At 32.5% G+C, this 19,667-nt stretch carries 19 protein-coding genes and 1 pseudogene; 7 read left to right on the top strand and 13 right to left on the bottom strand.

What is annotated here, in order from left to right; all coding sequences use genetic code 11:
* Window positions 1-83 precede the first annotated feature (83 nt).
* Together OQH62_RS03140 and rpe are read right to left on the bottom strand one after the other, a co-directional pair.
* The gene (locus tag OQH62_RS03140) at window positions 84-866 is read right to left on the bottom strand and encodes a 3'-5' exonuclease (RefSeq protein ID WP_266013699.1); all 783 of its coding nucleotides are present in this window, start codon (window positions 864-866) and stop codon (window positions 84-86) included.
* The gene (gene rpe, locus OQH62_RS03135) at window positions 863-1,510 is read right to left on the bottom strand and encodes a ribulose-phosphate 3-epimerase (RefSeq protein WP_266013696.1); all 648 of its coding nucleotides are present in this window, start codon (window positions 1,508-1,510) and stop codon (window positions 863-865) included. Before rpe ends, OQH62_RS03140 begins: the two co-directional genes overlap by 4 nt.
* Window positions 1,511-1,648: 138 nt before the next feature.
* Between rpe and rpmB the strand changes: the two genes are divergently transcribed.
* The 4 genes and pseudogenes from rpmB (at window position 1,649) to OQH62_RS08790 (ending at window position 3,327) form a co-directional block, all read left to right on the top strand.
* Entirely contained in the window at window positions 1,649-1,843 is a 195-nt protein-coding gene (gene rpmB, locus OQH62_RS03130) for a 50S ribosomal protein L28 (RefSeq protein WP_266013693.1), read from the top strand.
* A gap of 157 nt (window positions 1,844-2,000) precedes the next feature.
* Window positions 2,001-2,216, top strand: a complete 216-nt coding sequence (locus OQH62_RS03125; protein WP_266013690.1) for a YdcH family protein — start codon at window positions 2,001-2,003, stop codon at window positions 2,214-2,216.
* A gap of 421 nt (window positions 2,217-2,637) precedes the next feature.
* Window positions 2,638-2,904 (top strand): annotated as a pseudogene (locus OQH62_RS08795) (methyl-accepting chemotaxis protein); the annotation flags it as partial.
* Window positions 2,887-3,327: a CZB domain-containing protein gene (locus OQH62_RS08790; RefSeq protein WP_416335536.1), complete on the top strand. Its 441-nt coding sequence runs from the start codon at window positions 2,887-2,889 to the stop codon at window positions 3,325-3,327. The pseudogene OQH62_RS08795 and the gene OQH62_RS08790, both read left to right, overlap by 18 nt.
* A 67-nt stretch (window positions 3,328-3,394) precedes the next feature.
* Here the strand turns inward: OQH62_RS08790 and OQH62_RS03115 are convergent, their stop codons facing one another.
* The 9 genes from OQH62_RS03115 to acpP form a co-directional block, all read right to left on the bottom strand.
* A complete protein-coding gene (locus tag OQH62_RS03115) occupies window positions 3,395-4,516 on the bottom strand; it encodes a c-type cytochrome (RefSeq protein WP_266013683.1) in 1,122 nt (373 codons plus the stop codon).
* On the bottom strand, window positions 4,513-5,763 hold the full coding sequence (locus OQH62_RS03110; protein WP_266013680.1) for a cytochrome b: 1,251 nt from the start codon (window positions 5,761-5,763) through the stop codon (window positions 4,513-4,515). Before OQH62_RS03110 ends, OQH62_RS03115 begins: the two co-directional genes overlap by 4 nt.
* A gap of 1 nt (window position 5,764) precedes the next feature.
* The gene (petA, locus tag OQH62_RS03105; RefSeq protein WP_266013676.1) at window positions 5,765-6,268 is read right to left on the bottom strand and encodes a ubiquinol-cytochrome c reductase iron-sulfur subunit; all 504 of its coding nucleotides are present in this window, start codon (window positions 6,266-6,268) and stop codon (window positions 5,765-5,767) included.
* A gap of 225 nt (window positions 6,269-6,493) precedes the next feature.
* A complete protein-coding gene (gene mnmG, locus OQH62_RS03100) occupies window positions 6,494-8,353 on the bottom strand; it encodes a tRNA uridine-5-carboxymethylaminomethyl(34) synthesis enzyme MnmG (RefSeq protein ID WP_266013673.1) in 1,860 nt (619 codons plus the stop codon).
* 218 nt (window positions 8,354-8,571) lie between these two features.
* Window positions 8,572-9,162 carry an NUDIX domain-containing protein gene (locus OQH62_RS03095; protein WP_266013670.1) on the bottom strand — a complete coding sequence of 197 codons (591 nt, stop codon included), beginning with the start codon at window positions 9,160-9,162 and terminating at the stop codon, window positions 8,572-8,574.
* Between the two features lie 131 nt (window positions 9,163-9,293).
* On the bottom strand, window positions 9,294-11,411 hold the full coding sequence (locus tag OQH62_RS03090) for a TonB-dependent receptor domain-containing protein (protein ID WP_266013667.1): 2,118 nt from the start codon (window positions 11,409-11,411) through the stop codon (window positions 9,294-9,296).
* A 221-nt stretch (window positions 11,412-11,632) separates the two neighbouring features.
* Window positions 11,633-12,574 (bottom strand): acetyl-CoA carboxylase carboxyl transferase subunit alpha, encoded by a 942-nt coding sequence (accA, locus tag OQH62_RS03085; protein ID WP_266013665.1) that lies wholly within the window; start codon window positions 12,572-12,574, stop codon window positions 11,633-11,635.
* 1 nt (window position 12,575) lies between these two features.
* A complete protein-coding gene (locus OQH62_RS03080; protein ID WP_266013662.1) occupies window positions 12,576-13,790 on the bottom strand; it encodes a beta-ketoacyl-ACP synthase II in 1,215 nt (404 codons plus the stop codon).
* A gap of 19 nt (window positions 13,791-13,809) precedes the next feature.
* A complete protein-coding gene (acpP, locus tag OQH62_RS03075; RefSeq protein WP_266013659.1) occupies window positions 13,810-14,046 on the bottom strand; it encodes an acyl carrier protein in 237 nt (78 codons plus the stop codon).
* Window positions 14,047-14,179: 133 nt separating this feature from the next.
* Between acpP and tenA the strand changes: the two genes are divergently transcribed.
* Window positions 14,180-14,845, top strand: coding sequence for a thiaminase II (tenA, locus tag OQH62_RS03070; RefSeq protein ID WP_266013656.1), 666 nt, complete (start codon window positions 14,180-14,182; stop codon window positions 14,843-14,845).
* 161 nt (window positions 14,846-15,006) lie between these two features.
* Here the strand turns inward: tenA and fabG are convergent, their stop codons facing one another.
* Window positions 15,007-15,750: a 3-oxoacyl-ACP reductase FabG gene (gene fabG, locus OQH62_RS03065; protein WP_266013653.1), complete on the bottom strand. Its 744-nt coding sequence runs from the start codon at window positions 15,748-15,750 to the stop codon at window positions 15,007-15,009.
* A gap of 40 nt (window positions 15,751-15,790) precedes the next feature.
* Window positions 15,791-17,269 carry a 2,3-bisphosphoglycerate-independent phosphoglycerate mutase gene (gpmI, locus tag OQH62_RS03060; RefSeq protein WP_266013649.1) on the bottom strand — a complete coding sequence of 493 codons (1,479 nt, stop codon included), beginning with the start codon at window positions 17,267-17,269 and terminating at the stop codon, window positions 15,791-15,793.
* A 74-nt stretch (window positions 17,270-17,343) separates the two neighbouring features.
* Here gpmI and mraY point away from each other — a divergent pair, with 74 nt between their 5' ends.
* Complete coding sequence (gene mraY, locus OQH62_RS03055; protein WP_266013646.1) at window positions 17,344-18,405, top strand: phospho-N-acetylmuramoyl-pentapeptide-transferase; 1,062 nt, start codon at window positions 17,344-17,346, stop codon at window positions 18,403-18,405.
* Window positions 18,405-19,622 (top strand): UDP-N-acetylmuramoyl-L-alanine--D-glutamate ligase, encoded by a 1,218-nt coding sequence (gene murD / locus OQH62_RS03050; protein ID WP_266013641.1) that lies wholly within the window; start codon window positions 18,405-18,407, stop codon window positions 19,620-19,622. The genes mraY and murD overlap by 1 nt, the downstream gene beginning before the upstream one ends.
* Window positions 19,623-19,667 lie beyond the last annotated feature (45 nt).

Below are 19,667 nucleotides of genomic sequence, written 5' to 3'. Positions count from 1 at the left end.
CTTGTTTTATCATCAAAATAGCAAAAGCTTAAACAATAAAATGTTCAATTAGCCTGGCTCTAGCACAAGCTGCTGTGATTATTTTACGATAAAGATTTTCTTTTTTTTCTTACATTTTTTTGAGGACTTTGGGTAAATTCTAAAAGCTCTTGAGTTGTTTTAATATGAGAAGGAAGTTTTTCAAGACAGTATTTAAAAATTTCAGTCGTAGCTAAAGCATCGCTTAAAGCCCTATGATGGATGCTTTTAATCCCTAGATATTCTTTTAGAGTTTCAAGTCCATAATATTGACTCTCTATGCAAAGCCTTGCAAAATTGATGGTACAAACTGAACGGTTTAGCAAGATTCCAAAACCGCATTCATTCATCGCTTTGGAAAGAAAGTTAAAATCAAATTGTGCATTATGAGCTACAAAAATACTGTCTTGCAAAAAAAATCTAAAATCGTGTAAAACCTTAGCTAAGGATGGAGCATTTTGAACCATATTCAGACTGATACCTGTAAGTTCTATGATGTTCTCGGGTATATCCTTAACTTTAACAAGTGTATCAAAACGATCTAATTCTTGAAAATTCTTTATTTTTACAGCGCCGAGTTCCAACAATTTTCCATTTGTCTTGCCTCCGGTAGTTTCAATATCCACTATGCAAAAGACCTCTTCTTTAATCTTTCGTATGCGATTTTTTAAAAACACCATATTATTGTTATGTAACTCCAAGCTCAATCCCATAAGCCTAAGAATTTCTAAATCAATATCTAAATGTGCAAATTCATCTATCTTAGAAAATTCGTTTACCACCCACTCATACGGTTTGCTTTGTTTGCTTAAAACAGCAATGATTTCTTCAACTTCTTGCAAACTCAAAATTGGAGCTTTAAAGATGAAATAGAAGTTTTGTAATCTTGAGAGGAAAAAATATAGCTTCCAGCTACAAGTATATCAGCCCCTGCTTCTTCTAAATTTGGAGCATTTAAACCATTGATCCCTCCATCAACCTCTATAAAAACTTTAGCATTTTGAGTATCGATAAGCTCACGTAACTGCTGAATTTTTCTATATGTTATAGGAAGAAAACTTTGACCTCCGAAACCGGGATTAACACTCATCAAAAGCACCATATCTACAAATTCTATTATATGTTCAATTGACTGTATAGGAGTGTGTGGATTTAATACAACAGCAGGATGAATTCCTTTATTTTTTACATACTCACAAAGTCTTATAGGATGTTCTTCTGCTTCGATATGAAAAGAAAGAAATTTAGGTTGTAAGGGGATAAAAAACTCTACAAACTGCGCTACATTTTTCACCATCAAATGAATATCTAAAGGCACTTCTGTAATAGTTGAAATCTTTTCAAGCACACACGGACCAAAAGTTAAATTTGGAACAAAATGTCCGTCCATTACATCAATATGAAGCAAATCAGCCCCTGCTTCGCTCACTGCTCGAACTTCTTCTTCAAGTCTTAAAAAATTCGCTGATAATAAACTTGGAGCTACATACATAAAAAGCCTTGTGCGATAATTTTCAAAAAAAATTATTCTATCTTTTTCTGTTTAAAAAAGAAATTAAAAATTCTAGAAATCTTTCAGGTTTTCTTTGTTATAATTGAAAAATTTTCAAAAAATATACAAGGATATACTATGGCAAGAATATGTCAAATCACAGGCAAAGGTCCTATGGTTGGTAACAATGTCAGTCACGCAAATAATAAAACAAAAAGACGTTTTTTACCAAATCTCCGCACAGTGCGCATTACTTTAGAAGATGGCACTACCAAAAAAATGAGAATCGCTGCTTCTACACTAAGAATGCTAAGAAAACACAATTCAAAATAAGTCTTAAGGAGAATCTTAAGACTTCAAACTCTCACTATTTTAAGTATTTTATTTTAAAACTAAGCCAAGCAATATTTAAAGTTTTTTTAAGTCCAAATTTTACTTAATAGTGTAAAATTATTGTTTATTATTAGCTATGTTTAAAGGAGTTGTTAATATGTTACACGAGTATAGAAATTTAATGTCTGAGCTAAAAGGTAAGGATGCTCATTTTGATAAATTATTTGAACATCATAATAAACTTGATGATAAAATAAAAGATGCAGAAGAAGGAAGAGTTTTTCTTAGCGATATGGAAATTTCAGCGTTAAAAAAAGAAAAATTGCATACCAAAGATGAGCTTAAACAGTACCTACAAAATTATAAACAATAATCAAGGAAAAACGATGTTTAGTATTAAAAACAATCTAGAACTTCAAAAAATAAAAGAAGAAAATACGAGACTAAAGGAGCAATTTGCACAAATTCATGCTGAAAATTCGCAACTAAAAAATAAAATTGCTCTTCTACAACAAGAAGATACAGAATCAAAACTCAAAACTGAACTTTTAAATGTATTGTTAAATGGAGTTTTGAACAATATTGCTACTGTTCAAAATGATATGCTTGACAATGTCAATAAAGCAGAAATTATCTCAAATTACTCCCAAACTTCCCTCTCTGCTATGGAAGAACTCAATCAAATTGCTAATGTTATCAATGCCTCGCTTAGCGACATTACAGAATCAGCAAATAAAACAAGAGATACTGCAAATACTTTACATAGAAGCGTGGATGAAATTACCAATGTTATTAATTTAATTAAAGATGTATCTGATCAAACCAATCTCCTTGCATTAAATGCAGCTATTGAAGCTGCTAGAGCTGGAGAACACGGACGCGGATTTGCTGTTGTGGCTGATGAAGTTCGAAAACTCGCAGAAAAAACACAAAAAGCTACCACAGAAGTAGAGATGAATATTAATCTTCTCAAACAAAATGCTAATGAAATGAATACCCAAAGTGAGCAAGTAGAAAAAATTTCTATGGACTCTAATGCACATATTATAAGTTTCTCAGAAAAATTTAACAATCTTGTCAATGAAGCACATTCTACAAACAATAATGCAGTAGGAATAGCTTCTGAAGCCTTTGTATCTTTAGCAAAACTTGATCATATAGCTTTTAAAATGAATGGTTATAAAGAGATCTTTGCCAAATCAGGCAAACAACTTGCTGATCATACAAGTTGTCGTCTAGGAAAATGGGTTGCAAGTTCTGGAAAAGAAAGATTTGGACACGTTAAAAGCTTTATTAAGATAAACGAGCCACATCAAAAAGTACACGAAAGTATGAATTCGGCTATTGCAATAGCAAACACAGAAGATTCTAATAACAAAACAACGCAACAACAAATTATACAAAAATGTGAAAATGCTGAAAATGCTTCACTTCAACTTTTCAATGTCTTTAAAGATATGCTTCAAGAAAGTTCAGATAATTAAGATTTAAAAACAGCTTTAAAAATGCTGTTTATAGAAAGAGAAAATTGTACCACAAGGGTACAATTTTTTAATGCAGCTTAGACCAAATAACTTTTTTCCAAGCAATAGCAAAAATACTTAAAACTACGAAGAATATCATAATATAAATTCCTGTACTCTCTCTCTCTTCTTTTTTGCTATCACCAACTTTTTCTATATAAGAGATAACTTTTGCTTGTGCATTTTCATTAAGCCCAACTCTTGGCATAGCCGTTCCGGGAAGAAGTTTTTGCGTATTGTTAATAAAGTCGTGTAAATATTGTCCTCCGCGAGACCTAATCATCATAGAAAGATCAGGAGGAATCGAACCGAGATAATTTTTTAAATCCTCTTGTTTTGATTCGGTGAAAAAATTATCATATTTTATATCGTGACAACGACCACAAGCTTGGATAAAAGCTGATTTTTCTTTCGCAAATCTTGTATCTTTTTCAATAAGGAAATTTTTCTGTTTTTCATCAAACTGTGTATATTTAAGTTCTAATTCTTTTTTAATATTTGAATCTTCGTTGGCTTCAAAGCGAACACTAACTTCCTTAAGGTATGCGATTACATTTGCGATATTTGAATATACAACTTCTTCGCTATCACTGCTATCATCAGTGTTATAAGGTGTCATTAGAAAACCATCTGGAAATTTATGCTCAATTTTCAAGGCAAGAGCTGGCTGCATAATCAAAGCCGCCAAAAACCTTTCATCATACAAACTCCCTGCTGAACTTAAATCCGGTGGAATCACACCCAAAGAAGAATCGGTAATACTAGCTTCTATACCATCCTCTTGTAAGCCGTGACATGCAAAACAATTACTTTGAAAAAATTCTTTTCCTTTACCTGTATCTGCACGACTAAAATCTATTTTATCAACTGCTGCCCAAAGTGCTTCTTCTTTTGCTAAATTTTCTTTAGCTTTATCAAGTTCTTTTTGAGCACTTTCTGCTCTAGAGGAGTCGTTTGAATCTTGGGCTTCTTGAAGAATTAATTCTTTTGCAGTAACTGTTTCTTTTGCGAAATGGATATCTTCTTGTGAAAAATTAAAATTAGCAGGAGTAACGTGAGATTTCATTACAGAATGAGCATAAGGTTCAACTCCCCAATACACAAGCGCTGTAAAAATAACTACAACAAAAAATATTTTCAGCTCTCTCATTGTTTCGCTCCTTTTCTTTCTAAAATTGTAATAACAGGTAAGGCTACTACAAGCAATAATAAAAATATTACAGAAGCATAAAAACCTACCCAAGCATTAATACCTGTTGGAGGCAATTTGCCATAAATTGTTAAAACAATGAGATCGATAAGTAAAAGCCAAAACCAAATAAAAAATAGAGGTCTTTCGTGCGCTGGTTTTACAACATCACTTCTATCAAGCCAAGGAAGTAAGAAAAAGATGACTTGAGCTATACCAAAAGCAGTCAAACCTATATCAAAAGCTTTGATATTTCCTATATCAAAGAAAAAACCTCTTAAAACTTCATAAGACCATAAAAAATACCATTCAGGGTAAATATGTGCTGGAGTTTTGAGTGCATTTGCTGGATCAAAATTAATAGGATCCATTGCAAAATCAAATTTAAAAGAGACAAGATAGAAAAAGAAAATCATAAAAAGACAAATATACATAAAATCTTTTGATAAGAAAGCTGGCCAAAAAGGGATAACTTTAGCTCCTTTTGTATCTCCTGCTAAATATTTTTCAGCTTCTAGGTCAAAATCAAGCTCCTCAGCAATTTCATTATTAACGTGTGGGATTCTTAAAGCATAAAAGTGAAAAGCAATCAAAGTTAAAATGACAATAGGTAATAAACACACGTGGAGCATAAAAAATCTTGTTAATGTCGGATCAGATACAGCATAATCACCTCGTATCCAAACGACAAGTTCAGAACCTATAAAAGGAATTCCTCCAAAAAGATTTGTAATAACTTGCGCTGCCCAATAGCTCATTTGTCCCCAAGGAAGCATATAACCGCTAAAAGCTTCAGCTGAAAAAACAACAAATAAAAGCATACCGCTAATCCAAATCATCTCCCGCCCTTTTTTATAAGAGCCATAATAAATTCCTGTAAGCATATGAATGTATATGATCAAAAAAATTACAGAAGCAGCAACGCCATGCATATGCCGCCAAAGCCAACCATACTCCACTTCTTGCATAATAGTTTTATTCACACTATCAAATGCCAAAGCGGTATCTGGTTTGTAATACATCACAAGTAAAAGTCCTGTAACAAAAAGAATGGCAAAAAGAGTAGTTAAAATAACACCCATAGCCCATAAGAAATTAATTTGTTTTGGTATCCAATACTGAATCATTAAAACATTCAGTAATTTACGTATAGCAAGTCTTTGGTCAAGCCAATCCACTAGTCCATTAGCTTTTTGTATGTGTGCCATTTTAAACCTCCGCAATCATTTTTTTATACTCAGAACCCTCTTCTCCTAAAACAAGTTTGGTTCCGTCAATTTTAAAAGGAGGTATATCAAGCGGTCTTGGTGGTGGTCCAAAAATATTTTTTCCACTCGTGTCAAATTCTCCACCGTGACAGGCGCATTTAAAAAGTTGCTCATTTGGTGCATAAGCTGGGATACAGCCTAAATGAGTGCAAAGTCCTATCACAACCGTATAAGTATCATTCTGCACTACAACATCGCGTTTGCTATCTTTTCCCATATTTGAATCTTTTTTCAATATAAAAATAGGTTTTTTACGCCATTCTATGGTTCTTAGCTCTCCATTTTGCATCCCTGATAAATCTACTGTGGTAAAACCTGCAGCTTTCACACTTGGAAGCGGATCCCAAGTTTTTTTCATCGCAACAAGTGAAAAAACACCACCCACAGCAGCCACAGCGCCAAATGCAAAACCCATAAAACTTCGTCTGCTTTCAGATGTAGCCATTGTCCATTCCTTTCTTTTTGGTTTGTTTTTGCTTTCGTTAATTAAATTTAGCAGTGTATCTAAAATAAAATAAATTTTTTCTTTTTTTAGTATTTTTTAAGCTTTACCTTACTCTGATACTGCTGTACAAAAGGCTGTATAAAAATGCTAGAAAAATGAAAACGAGAGATTATTTTGAAATCTTTTCAGAATTTTCAATCCAATAAAAAAGACTCAAAAAAACATTTAAGCCTTTTTCTTTTGTGTTTTAATATAAATTTGCAATATGTCTAAAGCTGCAGGAGTTATCCCGCTAATTCTACTTGCTGCAAAAAGTGTTAGCGGTTTATATTCTTGTAGTTTTTCAACGACTTCATTGCTTAGTCCGCTTATAGCTTTAAAATCACAATTTTCCGGAATTTTAAGCTCTCTTAAACTTTTCATTTTTTCAACTTGTGCCTTTTGCATACACACATAATGATAGTATTTCGCTTCGCTAAGTACTTCCCTTAAGGCATATTCATCCATATTCTTAAAAATTGGGTCAAGTTTTTTAAGTTTTTCTGTCGTAAAACTTGTTCTTGCAACAATTTTCTGAAGGCTGATAACAGAAGAAATTTTTTCTTCGTTCAATTCTTGTAAAAAAGTATTGTTTTGGATATTAGGTGTAATTTCTTTTGAAAGCAAGAGATTAAAACCTTTTGAAACATTTTCAGATAATTTTTGTATAAAAGCATAATGTTCCTTATCTAAAAGTCCAAAGTCATAACCATATTTTCCAAGTCTTACTATAGCATTTTCTTCTCGCAAAAGGAGTCTAAATTCAGCCCTTGAAGTAAACATTCTATAAGGTTCTTTTGTACCTTTTGTTACTAAATCATCAATCAAAACTCCTATATAAGCCTCGTCGCGTCCTAAAATAAATGGCGATTTTTCCTGTATTGCCAAAACAGCATTAACTCCGGCCATAAAGCCTTGAACTGCCGCTTCCTCATATCCTGTAGTACCATTAATCTGTCCTGCACAGTATAAATTTTTCACTTGTTTTGTTTCAAGACTATGATACAATTGTGTTGGTATAAGGTAATCATATTCAATAGCATAACCAAAACGTGTTATTTTAGCATCTTCAAAACCTTTGATGCTTTGCAGCATTTCTTTTTGTACTTCATAAGGCAAGGAAGTAGAAAAACCATTGATATAATATTCCGTTGCAGCAATCGTTTGGGGTTCTATAAACAAATGATGGCTTTGCTTATCACCAAAGCGGTTAATTTTATCTTCGATAGAAGGACAGTATCTTGGACCAACCCCTTCAATTTGCCCTGTAAAAAGCGGAGCTCTATAAAAATTCTTTTTGATAATTTCGTGTGTTTGTGTGTTTGTCCTTGCTATATAACAAGGAAGTTGCTTTGGTGAAAAATTATTTGTGCGAAAACTAAAAGGCTTAGGCTTTTCATCTCCATATTGAATTTCAAGAACGGAAAAATCTATACTTTTTGCTGACACTCTAGGACAAGTTCCAGTTTTCAATCTTCCTATATGTAATCCTAATTCTTTAAGGTAGTGTCCAAGCCTTACAGAAGCGAGTTCTCCAACTCTTCCAGCTTCAAGCTTGTTCTCACCTATATGAATCAATCCATTTAAAAAAGTTCCTGTTGTAAGAATAATTTTTTTTGCATAATATTCATTTTGGAGATTTGTTTTTACGCCTTTTACTTCATTTCCCTCAACAAGTAAAGCAACAACTTGTTCTTGAGAAATCTCCAAATTTTCAAGCTTTAAAAGTATATTACGAGCGATAATCTTATACTGATCCATATCAATTTGTGCTCTGCTGCCTTGTACAGCAACACCTTTGCTTTCATTAAGTATGCGAAATTGTATCCCTGCTCTATCAGTAATTTCACCCATCAAGCCACCCATTGCATCAAGCTCTTTCACTAAATGTCCTTTTGCGAGTCCTCCAACAGCCGGATTGCAACTTGCAGCACCAATTTGCTCAACAAGCGTTGTTAAAAGCAAGGTCTTTTTTCCCATTCTTGCAGAAACGTGACTTGCTTCAATACCAGCGTGTCCGCCTCCAATGACTATAATATCAAACATTCTCCACCTTTAAGTATTAACGGATTATAGAGTATTTTAATTAAAGTAAAGGTTAAAAGCTCGTTTTCTTTTTTGATAGGATAAAACTCATTGAAAATTGAGTATGAATACACTTACTTTTGTTCTACAAGAAAGTATTGCGTTTTAAATGATTGTACTCAAACTAGTTTCTTTAACTTTTTGCAGCAATTAAAACAGAATTTCTTTACATTCAAAACTTAACAAAATAATCTGCTTTTTTCTTTCATAAACCATAAATAAGAAAAATTAAGCAAGGGTGAATGTATAACATTCTGAATAAAACTCTCAAATTCTTCTACTTTTACATAGACTGCTTCAATTTGTTCTCCATCAACACCTCCCCCTTGTGCAATTTTATCATTCTCATTTACAACAGCAAAATAAAAACTCTGTTTGCTTACTCCAGAACCAAAACCTGTATAAAAATCTCCTATTTTCTCAAAAATCTTAGGGGCATAACCAAGCTCTTCAATACACTCTTCTTTAGCAATTTGCTCTAAAGAAATATTTTTATCTACAAGTCCAGAGCAAAGCTCAATAGTATAACCCATATTTTCATCTTTCTTATAAGTTTTATCGCGGTTTTGGTGGTACCAAAGTGGAATTCTAAATTGACGTACAAAGATAAAGCTTTTAAAAGTTTGGTGATATAAAAGTATAGAAACACTATCTTTAGCTTCAATAAAATCCCAAACACAAGCTTTATTATTGCTTTTATAAGAAAATCTTTTTGGTTTGATATAAATGGAACTATCAAAATACTCTTCCTGTAAATCTGTAAAAGCCATTATTTTTTTCCTTGAATAAAGAAGGTTATAAAAAGGTAGTAAATTTCTGCTTAAAAAACTTTGAAACCAAAAAGCTATAAACTCTTTGGTTTCTTAAAGAAGAAATTCTATGAAACTTAAGTTTTATTTTTTTAAAAATCAGCTCTTAGGGTAAGCCAAACATTTCTGCTCGGAATCATTCTTTGATAATTATTTGTATATGAACTTCTTCCACGTTGCTCATATACAGAATAATCAACAAAATTTTTATCAAGAAGATTGTTTATTACCACTCCCATAGTTATACCATTTTTAAAATGGTAATTTGTCCCTAAATCCACAAGGTGCATATCTTTATAAAAAGCACCCGGACCAATATTAGCACTATGTGCATTATCGGTTGGAGTATCAATTTTTGATACCAATCTTAAATAACTGTCAAATCCCCAGTTCTTATAAGAAACCTTAGCTGCAAGATTATGTCTTGGTACATCATTTAAAGCTTTACCTTTATTAGCACCTGTTCGTTGTTTTGTATCTGTAAAAGCATAATTAAAGTCCAAATAAATACCTTTTGGGATATAAGTACTCAAAAGTGCTTTTGATTTTATAGAAAATTCTACCCCTTTAGATCTTGCCTTATCAACATTTTCATAAATACTACAAGTTTGACCCCCATAAGTTCCACACTCTCCATATCCAAAAGGAAGTTGAGCGGAAGTTTGATAAGTTTGAGAATTAATAGCATTGCTAAAATCAGTCAAAAAGCCTGTTAAAGTCACTGTTGCTAAATGATTCTCTGCTATGGCGGAAATTTCGTAATTCAAAGTTGTCTCTGCTTTTAAACTTCCATTACCGTACAAATCTGTTGTTCCGCTTGTATTATAGTACCCATCATATTTCTGTCCAAGATCTGGGATAGAAAGTCCATTAGCAACTCCTGCCTTTAAAATAAGCCAATCGTTTGGATACGTATTCACAAAAAATCTCGGACTTAAAAATGCTCCATACACTTGAGCATAATTCAACCTTGCACCGAGTGTGGTTGAAAAATAATCATTAATAAAATATTCCCCTTCTGAAAATAAAGCCGCTTGATAAGCATCTTTATCGAAATTCGCATTTCTTTTATACAATCTCTCCCATTGAAAATAAGGACCTGCTTGAAAAATCATTGAGCCGTATTTTATAAAATCAAAATTTTTTGTCCAAGTTGAACCCAAAGCTATAAACTGATCATCAATCAAAGCCTCGTGATTAGGAGTCCCACTACTTGTTCCTATTTTTACATCTCTGTGGGAAAGTCTTTTAGTGTTAGAATATTGAATATAATTATTTATCCTTCCAAAAAGTTCTGAATAATCTCCATCGTGATTGAAAATAAAATTATACTTATGATAATCCCTTATGGCTGTGATTTGATTCCCTGAAGTATTGAGAGAACCTAATCTTTGAAAGCCATAATCTACGTCAAAATAGAAAGAATTTCTCTCATTTAAAAGATAATTAACCCGACCACCAACAGAAAAATTTTTGTATCCTGTTGGAGAATGCGAAGTATAAGGATTATTTTTACCTGCTTGTGTTTGACCGCTAAGATCATATCCTGCTATATCTCTCTTATAAAATTTATTTTTTTCTCCATAATAATATTTTCCTCTAAAATTAAAAGAAATTTTCTCATCAATTGGCGCAAATATATTTCCATTTAAACCATAAACATTCCCCCAAGTGTTATGATGCTGTTGAAGTCTTGTGTCAAATCCTATGCCACCCGTAGCTTTATCTGGATTTTTTTTAGTAATGATATTGATTACTCCACCAAGAGCATCACTTCCATAAATAACACTAGCAGGACCTCTTATAACCTCAACTCTTTCTATCATATTAGCAGGTGGTAGAAAGCCCGAAGTAGAGTCAAATCCATTGCTATCAAAACTTGAAGAAATATTTACTCTCTTTCCATCAATTAATATTAAAGTATATTTACTTGCCATACCTCTTATGTTAATAGTATTTGAACCCGTTTTTCCAACTGAAGTAGATACTCCGGGTACCTCTTGAACTATATCACCCAAATCTCTCATAGGACGATTTAAAATTTCCTCTCCGGTAACAACAGAAATGCTTGCCGGGGCTTCTTTAACATTTTGCTCATATCCAGAAGCACTTACAACCACATCATCAAGATTATAATTAGTTTCTGCTAGAAGTGAATTAAAGCAAACAAGGGAAAGAAATAATTTTCTTTTAACTTTGAAATTGTTCATTCTCCAAACCTTTCTTAAAAATATTTTGATACTTAAAATCAATATTTTGAATTAAACAGAAAACTCACTTAAAAAAATATTAATGAAGCATAGTTTTTATTTATCAAAGATACTCTATTAACATTGAAACAACTCTTTGTAAGATTAATGGAATAAAAAATAATAGTATTTCAATTTTTTAGAAGTTTTATATAGTAGTTGAATTTTGCGGCAAAAAAGACTCAAAAATTCTCTTTAAAAGCTCCTAGTTTTAAAATTTTTTCCATACGATTTGAGACAAGTTCTCTTCTGTCTATACTCTCTAATTCACGAAAAGCTTTTTTAACATATTCTGCTATCGCGATAGCTGCAGCTTGTTTATCGCGATGAGCTCCGTTTATAGGTTCATCAATCACATCATCAATTAAGCCTTGTGCTTTTAAATCATCTGCTGTTACTTTCATCGCTTTAGTAGCAGCCTCACTTTTTGTAGGCTCATTCCACAGTATAGCCGCACATCCTTCAGGAGAGATAACAGAAAAAACTGAATTTTTCATCATAGCAAGTTTATCAGCTACTCCTATAGCTAAAGCTCCTCCACTACCACCTTCTCCTATTACTACGGCAACAGTAGGAATTTTTAAATCACTTAATTCATAAAGATTTTTCGCAATAGCTTCGCTTTGTCCACGTTCTTCTGCACCAATACCGGGATAGGCACCGGGAGTATCAATTAAAAATAAAATAGGAATTTGAAATTTTTCAGCAAGTCTTGCAACTCTTAAGGCCTTACGATACCCTTCAGGATGTGGCATTCCAAAATTTCTAGCAATCTTATCTTTAGTTCCACGTCCCTTTTGTTCTCCAATCACAATAATTTTTTTTTCACCCAAATACCCCATAAAACAAACTATGGAAGGATCATCTCTAAAAGCTCTATCACCGTGAATCTCGTAAGAATTACTTAAAAAAAGCTCTATATAATCTAAAGCATAAGGTCTATCCGGATGTCTGGCAAGTTGTAATCTTTGAAAATCACTTAAATTTTTATAAGTTTTGGTAATTTCTTTTTCAAGATTTTTTCTCAGAATGATAACAGCATCGGCATCGCCTTTAATTTGTGCATTTACAATGTCTTCATCAATTTGTTGAATATTTTTCTCAAAATCTAAATATGAAGCCATTTTATTCCACTTTTCTAAAAAGAACGCAACCGTTTGTACCGCCAAAACCAAAAGAATTACTCATTACAACTTCCAAATTTATTTCTCTAGCTTGATTTGCCACATAATCAAGATCACATTCTTCATCTTTAACAAATTGATTTATAGTAGGAGGAACAATATTATTTTGTAAAGCCATAAGACTAATAACTGCCTCAATAGTTCCTGCAGCACCTAAACAATGTCCAATCTGTCCTTTAGTAGAACTTACAACCGGAATAGAATCAGCAAAAAGAGTTTTTATAGCTGCAGTTTCATTTTTATCATTAATCGGTGTAGAAGTACCGTGTGCATTAATATAATCTACTTTTAAATTTCCTGCCATTTGTAAAGCTTTTTGCATAGCTCTTAACGGCCCTTCTAATGTTGGCGAAGTAATATGATACGCATCTGCACTCTCGCCAAAACCTATAAGCTCAGCATAAATTCTTACTCCCCTTTGTTTTGCTTGCTCATATTCTTCTAGCACTAAAGCTCCAGAACCTTCACCCATTACAAAACCATCTCTTTCCTTATCAAAAGGTCTTGAAGCAAACTCTGGTTCATCGTTTCTTGTAGATAAAGCTTTCATAGAAGCAAAACCACCTATACCCACAGGACAAATTGCCGATTCTGAACCAACTACAAGCATTTTATTTGCACTTCCTAAAACTATACTTTTATAAGCTTCTCCTATGGCGTGAGTCCCAGCAGCACAAGCAGTAACACAAGAAAGATTTGGTCCTTTGAGTCCGTGTTGAATAGAAATCAAACCTCCAAGCATATTGATGAGAGCTGAAGGGATAAAAAAAGGTGAAATTTTTCTAGGTCCTCGTTGTTCAGAAACAATAGAATTTTTTTCTATATTTGGCAAACCGCCTATGCCTGAAGCCGAAACTATACCAAAGTCATTTTTATCTATTGCAGTATCAAATTTCGCATCTTCTATCGCCTCTTTCGCAGCTTGAATACCCAACTGAATAAAGCGGTCTATCTTTTTCACTTCTTTTGGATCAATTATTTTTAAAGGATCAAAATTCTTAACTTCAGCAGCAATTTGTACAGGAAAATCGCTTGCATCAAATAAAGTAATTTTATTAATCCCGCTTTTCCCTTCACAAATTCTTTTAAAAGAACTCTCCTTTTCTAATCCAAGGGCATTAATCATACCCATACCTGTAACTACAACTCTTTTCAAAAATAAGCCTTTAAATAATTTAAGCTTTCTTAAGATTTTCAATATATTTTACAACATCTTCGATTTTGATAAGTTTTTCAGCATCACTATCTGGAATTTCTACTTCAAATTTTTCTTCTAAAGCCATAATAAGCTCCACAACATCTAAAGAATCAGCACCCAAATCTTCAATAATCTTTGACTCTAATTTTACAGCGTCTGCATCGATACTTAATTGCTCCACTACTACAGCTTTTACATCATCAAAAGTTGCCATTTACTTCTCCTTCAAAATTAAAAAATAAAAAGTATTTTACTATAAAAAACTTAAACTATTTATAGAAAGTTTTGCTATACTTTGATTAAGAAAATGCAATGCAAAAATATACAAATAATAAAGGATTGTAAGTATGCTTTTTAAAGATTTAATAGAAAAAAATTCAGCACAGTGGGATAATTATATACACCATGCTTTTGTCAAAAAACTTCAAGATGGTTCCTTACCAAAAGAAGTGTTTTTATTTTATCTCAAACAAGACTATCTTTTCCTTCTTCATTACGCTAAAGCTTATGCCACTTTAGCTTTAAACGCGACAAATGCAAATGAACTCCGCTTTGCAATGAAATTTCAAAATGCCATTATCAATGGTGAAATTGAGCTTCATAAAAACATTTTACAATTAGGCATTGACACAAAAGAACTTAGCATTAAAGACGAAAGTCTCACCACAATAGCTTATACGCGTTATGTTTTAAATGTTGGACAAAGTGGAGATTTTTTAGATATGCTTATAGCTCTTAGTGCCTGTGCTATAGGATATGGATATATAGGAACTGAAATGATAGCAAGCATAGATGAAAAAACATTACACCATCATCCTTATAAAGAATGGATTTTAACTTATTCGAGTCAAGAATTTCAAACAGAAATCAAAGAATTTGAAGATTTTGTAAATAGCTATCAAAGGCAAATCAATACAACAAAATTCAACAGGCTTAACGAGATTTTTTACACAGCGGTGCGTTTAGAAACGGCTTTTTGGGAACACAGTATGAAAATGCAAATGGATTTCTAAGTCTCTCTATAACTAAAATCGCTTTCCTTGGAAATTTTCAAACTGAAAGAATTATCACGAATTAAAATTATAAAAAATATTTTCATTGTAAGAGATGAGTAAAAATTCTTTATAGCTGTATTTCTAGTTTAAAAAAATATTTTTTCAATCTCAAAAAATTTTTACATATAAAGACCACCATTAATTTTAAGAACATCGCCTGTAATATATGAAGCATAATCACTTAACAAAAATGCTACACAATATGCTATTTCTTCAGGTTCTGCGAAACGTCCAAGTGGTATATTTTTTTGATAATTTTGCTTTACTTCATCACTTAAAACTTCTGTCATATCACTCTTAATGAAACCCGGTGTTACACAATTAAAACGGATATTGCGACTCGCACCTTCCTTGGCGAAAGATTTTGTCATTGCTATCATAGCACCTTTACTTGCAGAATAATTCACCTGCCCAATATTGCCCATTTCACCAACTATTGAAGAAATATTTACAACACCACCAAACCTTTTTTTACTCATAGCTTTTAAAGCCTCTCTACACCCTAAAAACGCTGAATTTAAATTCGTATCAACAACAGAATTAAAATCATCAAGCTTCATTCGAAGAGCAAGTTTATCATTTGTTATACCGGCATTATTGACTAGATAGTTTAATTCTCCATCACAATCAAGAATAGTCTTAACACCAGCTTCAAATTCACTTTCTTGACTCGCATCAAAAGCTATTACAGCAGCTTTCCCACCATTAAGTACAATACTTTTTTTTAAAGAATCTGCAAGAGCTGGATTTGAACGATAATTTATCCACACTTTTAAACCAAAATTTGCTAATACTTTAGCAATAGACGCACCTATACCCTTACTTGAACCTGTAATTAAAACATTTTTTCCACTAAACCGCATTTTTACCTTTCAAATTTCTTATTATTGTAACACAAGAATATTAAAACAAAGCCTCATTCATTTCTTGTGCTGGTTCGAGTCCTAAAATTTTCAGTACACTAGCAGCTACATTGCTAAGCCCCATTCCTTCTTTGAGCTTACTTACTCTTTGCGCCTCAACAAAAACAAAAACATCAAAATTTGTATGATTTGTAAGTATATTGCCTTTTTCATCTTGCATAGCCTCGCAGTTTCCGTGATCGCTTGTGATTATAAAAGCATATCCATTTTTTCTTGCTTCGCTAACAAGCTCACCCAAACAAGTATCCACTGTTTCAACAGCTTTAACCGTTGCATCAAAATTACCGGTATGTCCTACCATATCACCATTTGCAAAATTTACAACTATAAAATCCTCACCTTTTCTTATACCTTGTTTTACAACCTCAAGCACTTCAAAAGCACTCATTTGAGGTTTTTCATCATAGGTACGAATTTTAGGGCTTGGTATTAAAACCCTTGTTTCATTTTCAAGTACCTGCTCTTTGCCACCATTAAAGAAAAATGTAACGTGGGCATATTTTTCTGTTTCAGCTGTATGGAGTTGTCTAAGTCCTGCCTGAGAAACAAGTTCAGCTAAAGTATTTTCTAATTTTTCTTTTTCAAATAAAACAGGCAATGCGAAAGTCTCATCATACTCACTCATTGTAAGGATATTTTTATAAATTCTATCACGTTGAAATTCATTAAAATCTTTTTTGTTAAGTGCTTGGACTATTTCTTTCATTCTATCGTTACGAAAATTAATAAAAATCAAACCCTCATCAGTCCCAATTCCTTGAAATTTCTTACTTCTCACAGGTTTCAAAAATTCATCTGTGATCTGACGTGCGTATGAATCTTCAATAAAATTAGCAAAATCTTCACTCACAACACAATCCCCTATCAAGCATTTATAATATTCTTCAATTCTCTCCCATCTCCTATCCCTATCCATTGCATAAAAGCGTCCGCAAAGCGAAGCAAATTCTACTCCTAATCTCTTTGTTAGCTCTTGCAAATTTTTTACAAAAGTTAATGCTGTTGTAGGAGGAACATCTCTACCGTCTGTAATGGCATGAGCAAAAACTTCATTTCCATTTTGAACACAAATTTCAAGCAAAGCATTAAAATGCATATCCATAGAATGTACCCCGCCATTGCTATAAAGCCCTATAATATGTACTTTTTTACATTTCTGAAGCAAAGTGTGCAAATTGGAATTTTTTTTCAATTCGCCATTTTCAATGGCTGCATTTATCCGTACCAAATTTTGATATATAACACGACCACTCCCTATACACATATGCCCTACCTCGCTATTACCAATTTGATTTTTAGGCAAACCAACTGCCAAACCACTTGTTTTTAACAAAGTATTAGGTACTTGACTAAAAAGCTTTTCATAATGCGGTTTTTTTGCTGCAAAAAAAGCATTAAATTCACTTTTTTCATTACAGCCTATACCGTCAGTAATTACTAAAATACATTTTTGACTCATTGTATTCCTTATAAGAATTTTTTTTGCTAGATTTTACTAGAATTAAACTTTATAAAAACAAAAAAGGCTCTATTTTGTACTACCTTTCGGATTTAAGCAATTATGCTTTTTTTAGTTATATCAGCGTGCGAGCAGGATTTGCTTTTTTCATTGCTTTATGCTTGTCTTTATTTTTTATGTCAAAATTTATCGCTTGGGCAAAAACAAGAAAAGCAAATCAACCTATCTATGAATTTGCCCCAGAAACACATCAAGTAAAATCAAAAACTCCTACTATGGGAGGTCTTGTTTTTATAGGTTGTGCTGTATTGACAAGTATAATTTGTGTGCGACTTGATAATATTTTCTCCATTACAGCGCTTTTATGTCTTGTTCTTTTTTGTGCAATAGGACTTATAGACGATTTAGGAAAAGTCTTAAAAAAAGACAATCACTCAGGTTTAAGTCCGAAAATGAAATTAATACTTCAAATTCTTGCAGGAATTCTTTGTACTTTTCCACTTTTTTTAAGTGAAAAACTAAGCACCGAGCTTTATATGCCCTTTTACAAACATCCACTTTTTGATATGGGAATTTTCGCTATTTTCTTTTGGATTTTAGTATTAATCTCAAGTTCAAACGCTGTTAATCTGACTGATGGTTTGGACGGTTTAGCCACAGTTCCAAGTATTTTTTCTCTAACAACTCTTGGAATATTTCTTTATTTAAGCGGAAATGTAAATTATAGTGAATATTTACTCCTGCCTAAAATTCAAGGACTCGGAGAAGTTGTTGTAATTTGCGGAGCTCTAATAGGATCTTTAATGGGCTTTTTGTGGTATAACTGCTATCCTGCACAAATCTTTATGGGAGATAGCGGTAGTCTTGCACTTGGTGGATTTATAGGATTTTTAGCAATTATTAGTAAAAATGAATTTCTTTTACTCCTTATAGGTTTTATTTTTGTTCTAGAAACTGTTTCAGTTATTTTACAAGTTGGGAGCTTTAAAATCTGGCACAAAAGAGTTTTTAAAATGGCACCAATCCATCATCATTTTGAAAAAGCAGGTTGGGTAGAAAACAAAATCATAGTACGTTTTTGGATGATAGCTTTTCTTGCAAACCTCCTTGCACTTGCTTCTATAAAATTGCGATAATGAAAAAATCACTTTTTGGATACGGCAAAACAACACGAAGTCTGGCTGAAATTTTTGGTAAAAAAATAGGTGGTTTTAACATCTATGATGACAATTTTTTAAAGCCAAGTGAAGATAATTTTGGTAATAAACTTCTACCTCCAAATGAATTTGACCCTAATGCAAGTGAGCTTGAAATTCCAAGTCCGGGATTTCCACCAACGCATTTTCTCGTTCAAAAAGCAAAAAATCTACAAAGCGAATATGACTTCTTCTATGATGCTATGCCAAAAAGCATTTGGATAAGTGGAACAAATGGTAAAACAACAACGACACAAATGACTGCTCATCTGCTCTCACATATAGAAATTGCAATGGGCGGTAATATCGGAATCCCTTTAGCACAACTTAACCTTAACGCAAAACTTTGGATACTTGAAACTTCATCTTTCACATTGCATTATACAAAACTAGCAAAACCTGAAATTTATGCTCTTTTACCTATAGGTGCTGATCACCTTTCTTGGCACGGAAACTTTGAAAAATACGTACAAGCAAAATTGAGTGTTTTAGAAAGATTAAATGAATGCGACATAGCAATTATACCTCAAACACACAAAGATTTTCTTGATTGCAAAGCTTATATTATAAGTTATAAAAACGAATTTGATTTAGCTAAAAAAATGGGTATAAATATTGAAAAAATAAGATTTCAAACTCCTTTTTTACTCGATGCCACTATGGCTTTGAGTATAGAAAAAATTTTGCTTGATACTACAAGCTACGATATTCTAAACAATTTCACCATAGAAGAAAACAAACTTGAAGAACTCTACGATAAACAAGGCAGACTTTGGGTTAATGATACAAAAGCAACCAATGAAGATGCAGTGAAAGCTGCTCTCAATCGTTATAAAACTAAAAATATCCATCTTATTTTAGGAGGAGATGACAAAGGAGTTGATTTAAACGGCTTATTTTATTTTCTAAAAAATTTTAAAATTCATCTCTATCTTATCGGAAAAAGTGCTGATAGTATGATTGTTCTAGCACAAAAACACCAAATACAAGCTTCAAAATGTGAAATTCTTTCAAAAGCAGTCAAAGAAATTTCCAAAATTCTCCAAAAAACTGACATAGCTTTGCTTAGTCCAGCTTGTTCAAGTTTAGATCAGTTTTCATCATATATACAACGCGGGGAACTCTTCAAACAATACATCAATCAATTAGAAAAATAATCTTTTTTCAAAAATCAATCCAAAATCAAAATTTAAAGAGTTCTC

The sequence above is a fragment of the Campylobacter sp. MIT 21-1684 genome, assembly GCF_026241315.1.
GTDB lineage: Bacteria > Campylobacterota > Campylobacteria > Campylobacterales > Campylobacteraceae > Campylobacter_D.
The sequence above is the reverse complement of the archived record's forward strand: the minus strand, read 5'-3'. Positions and strand labels throughout refer to the sequence as shown.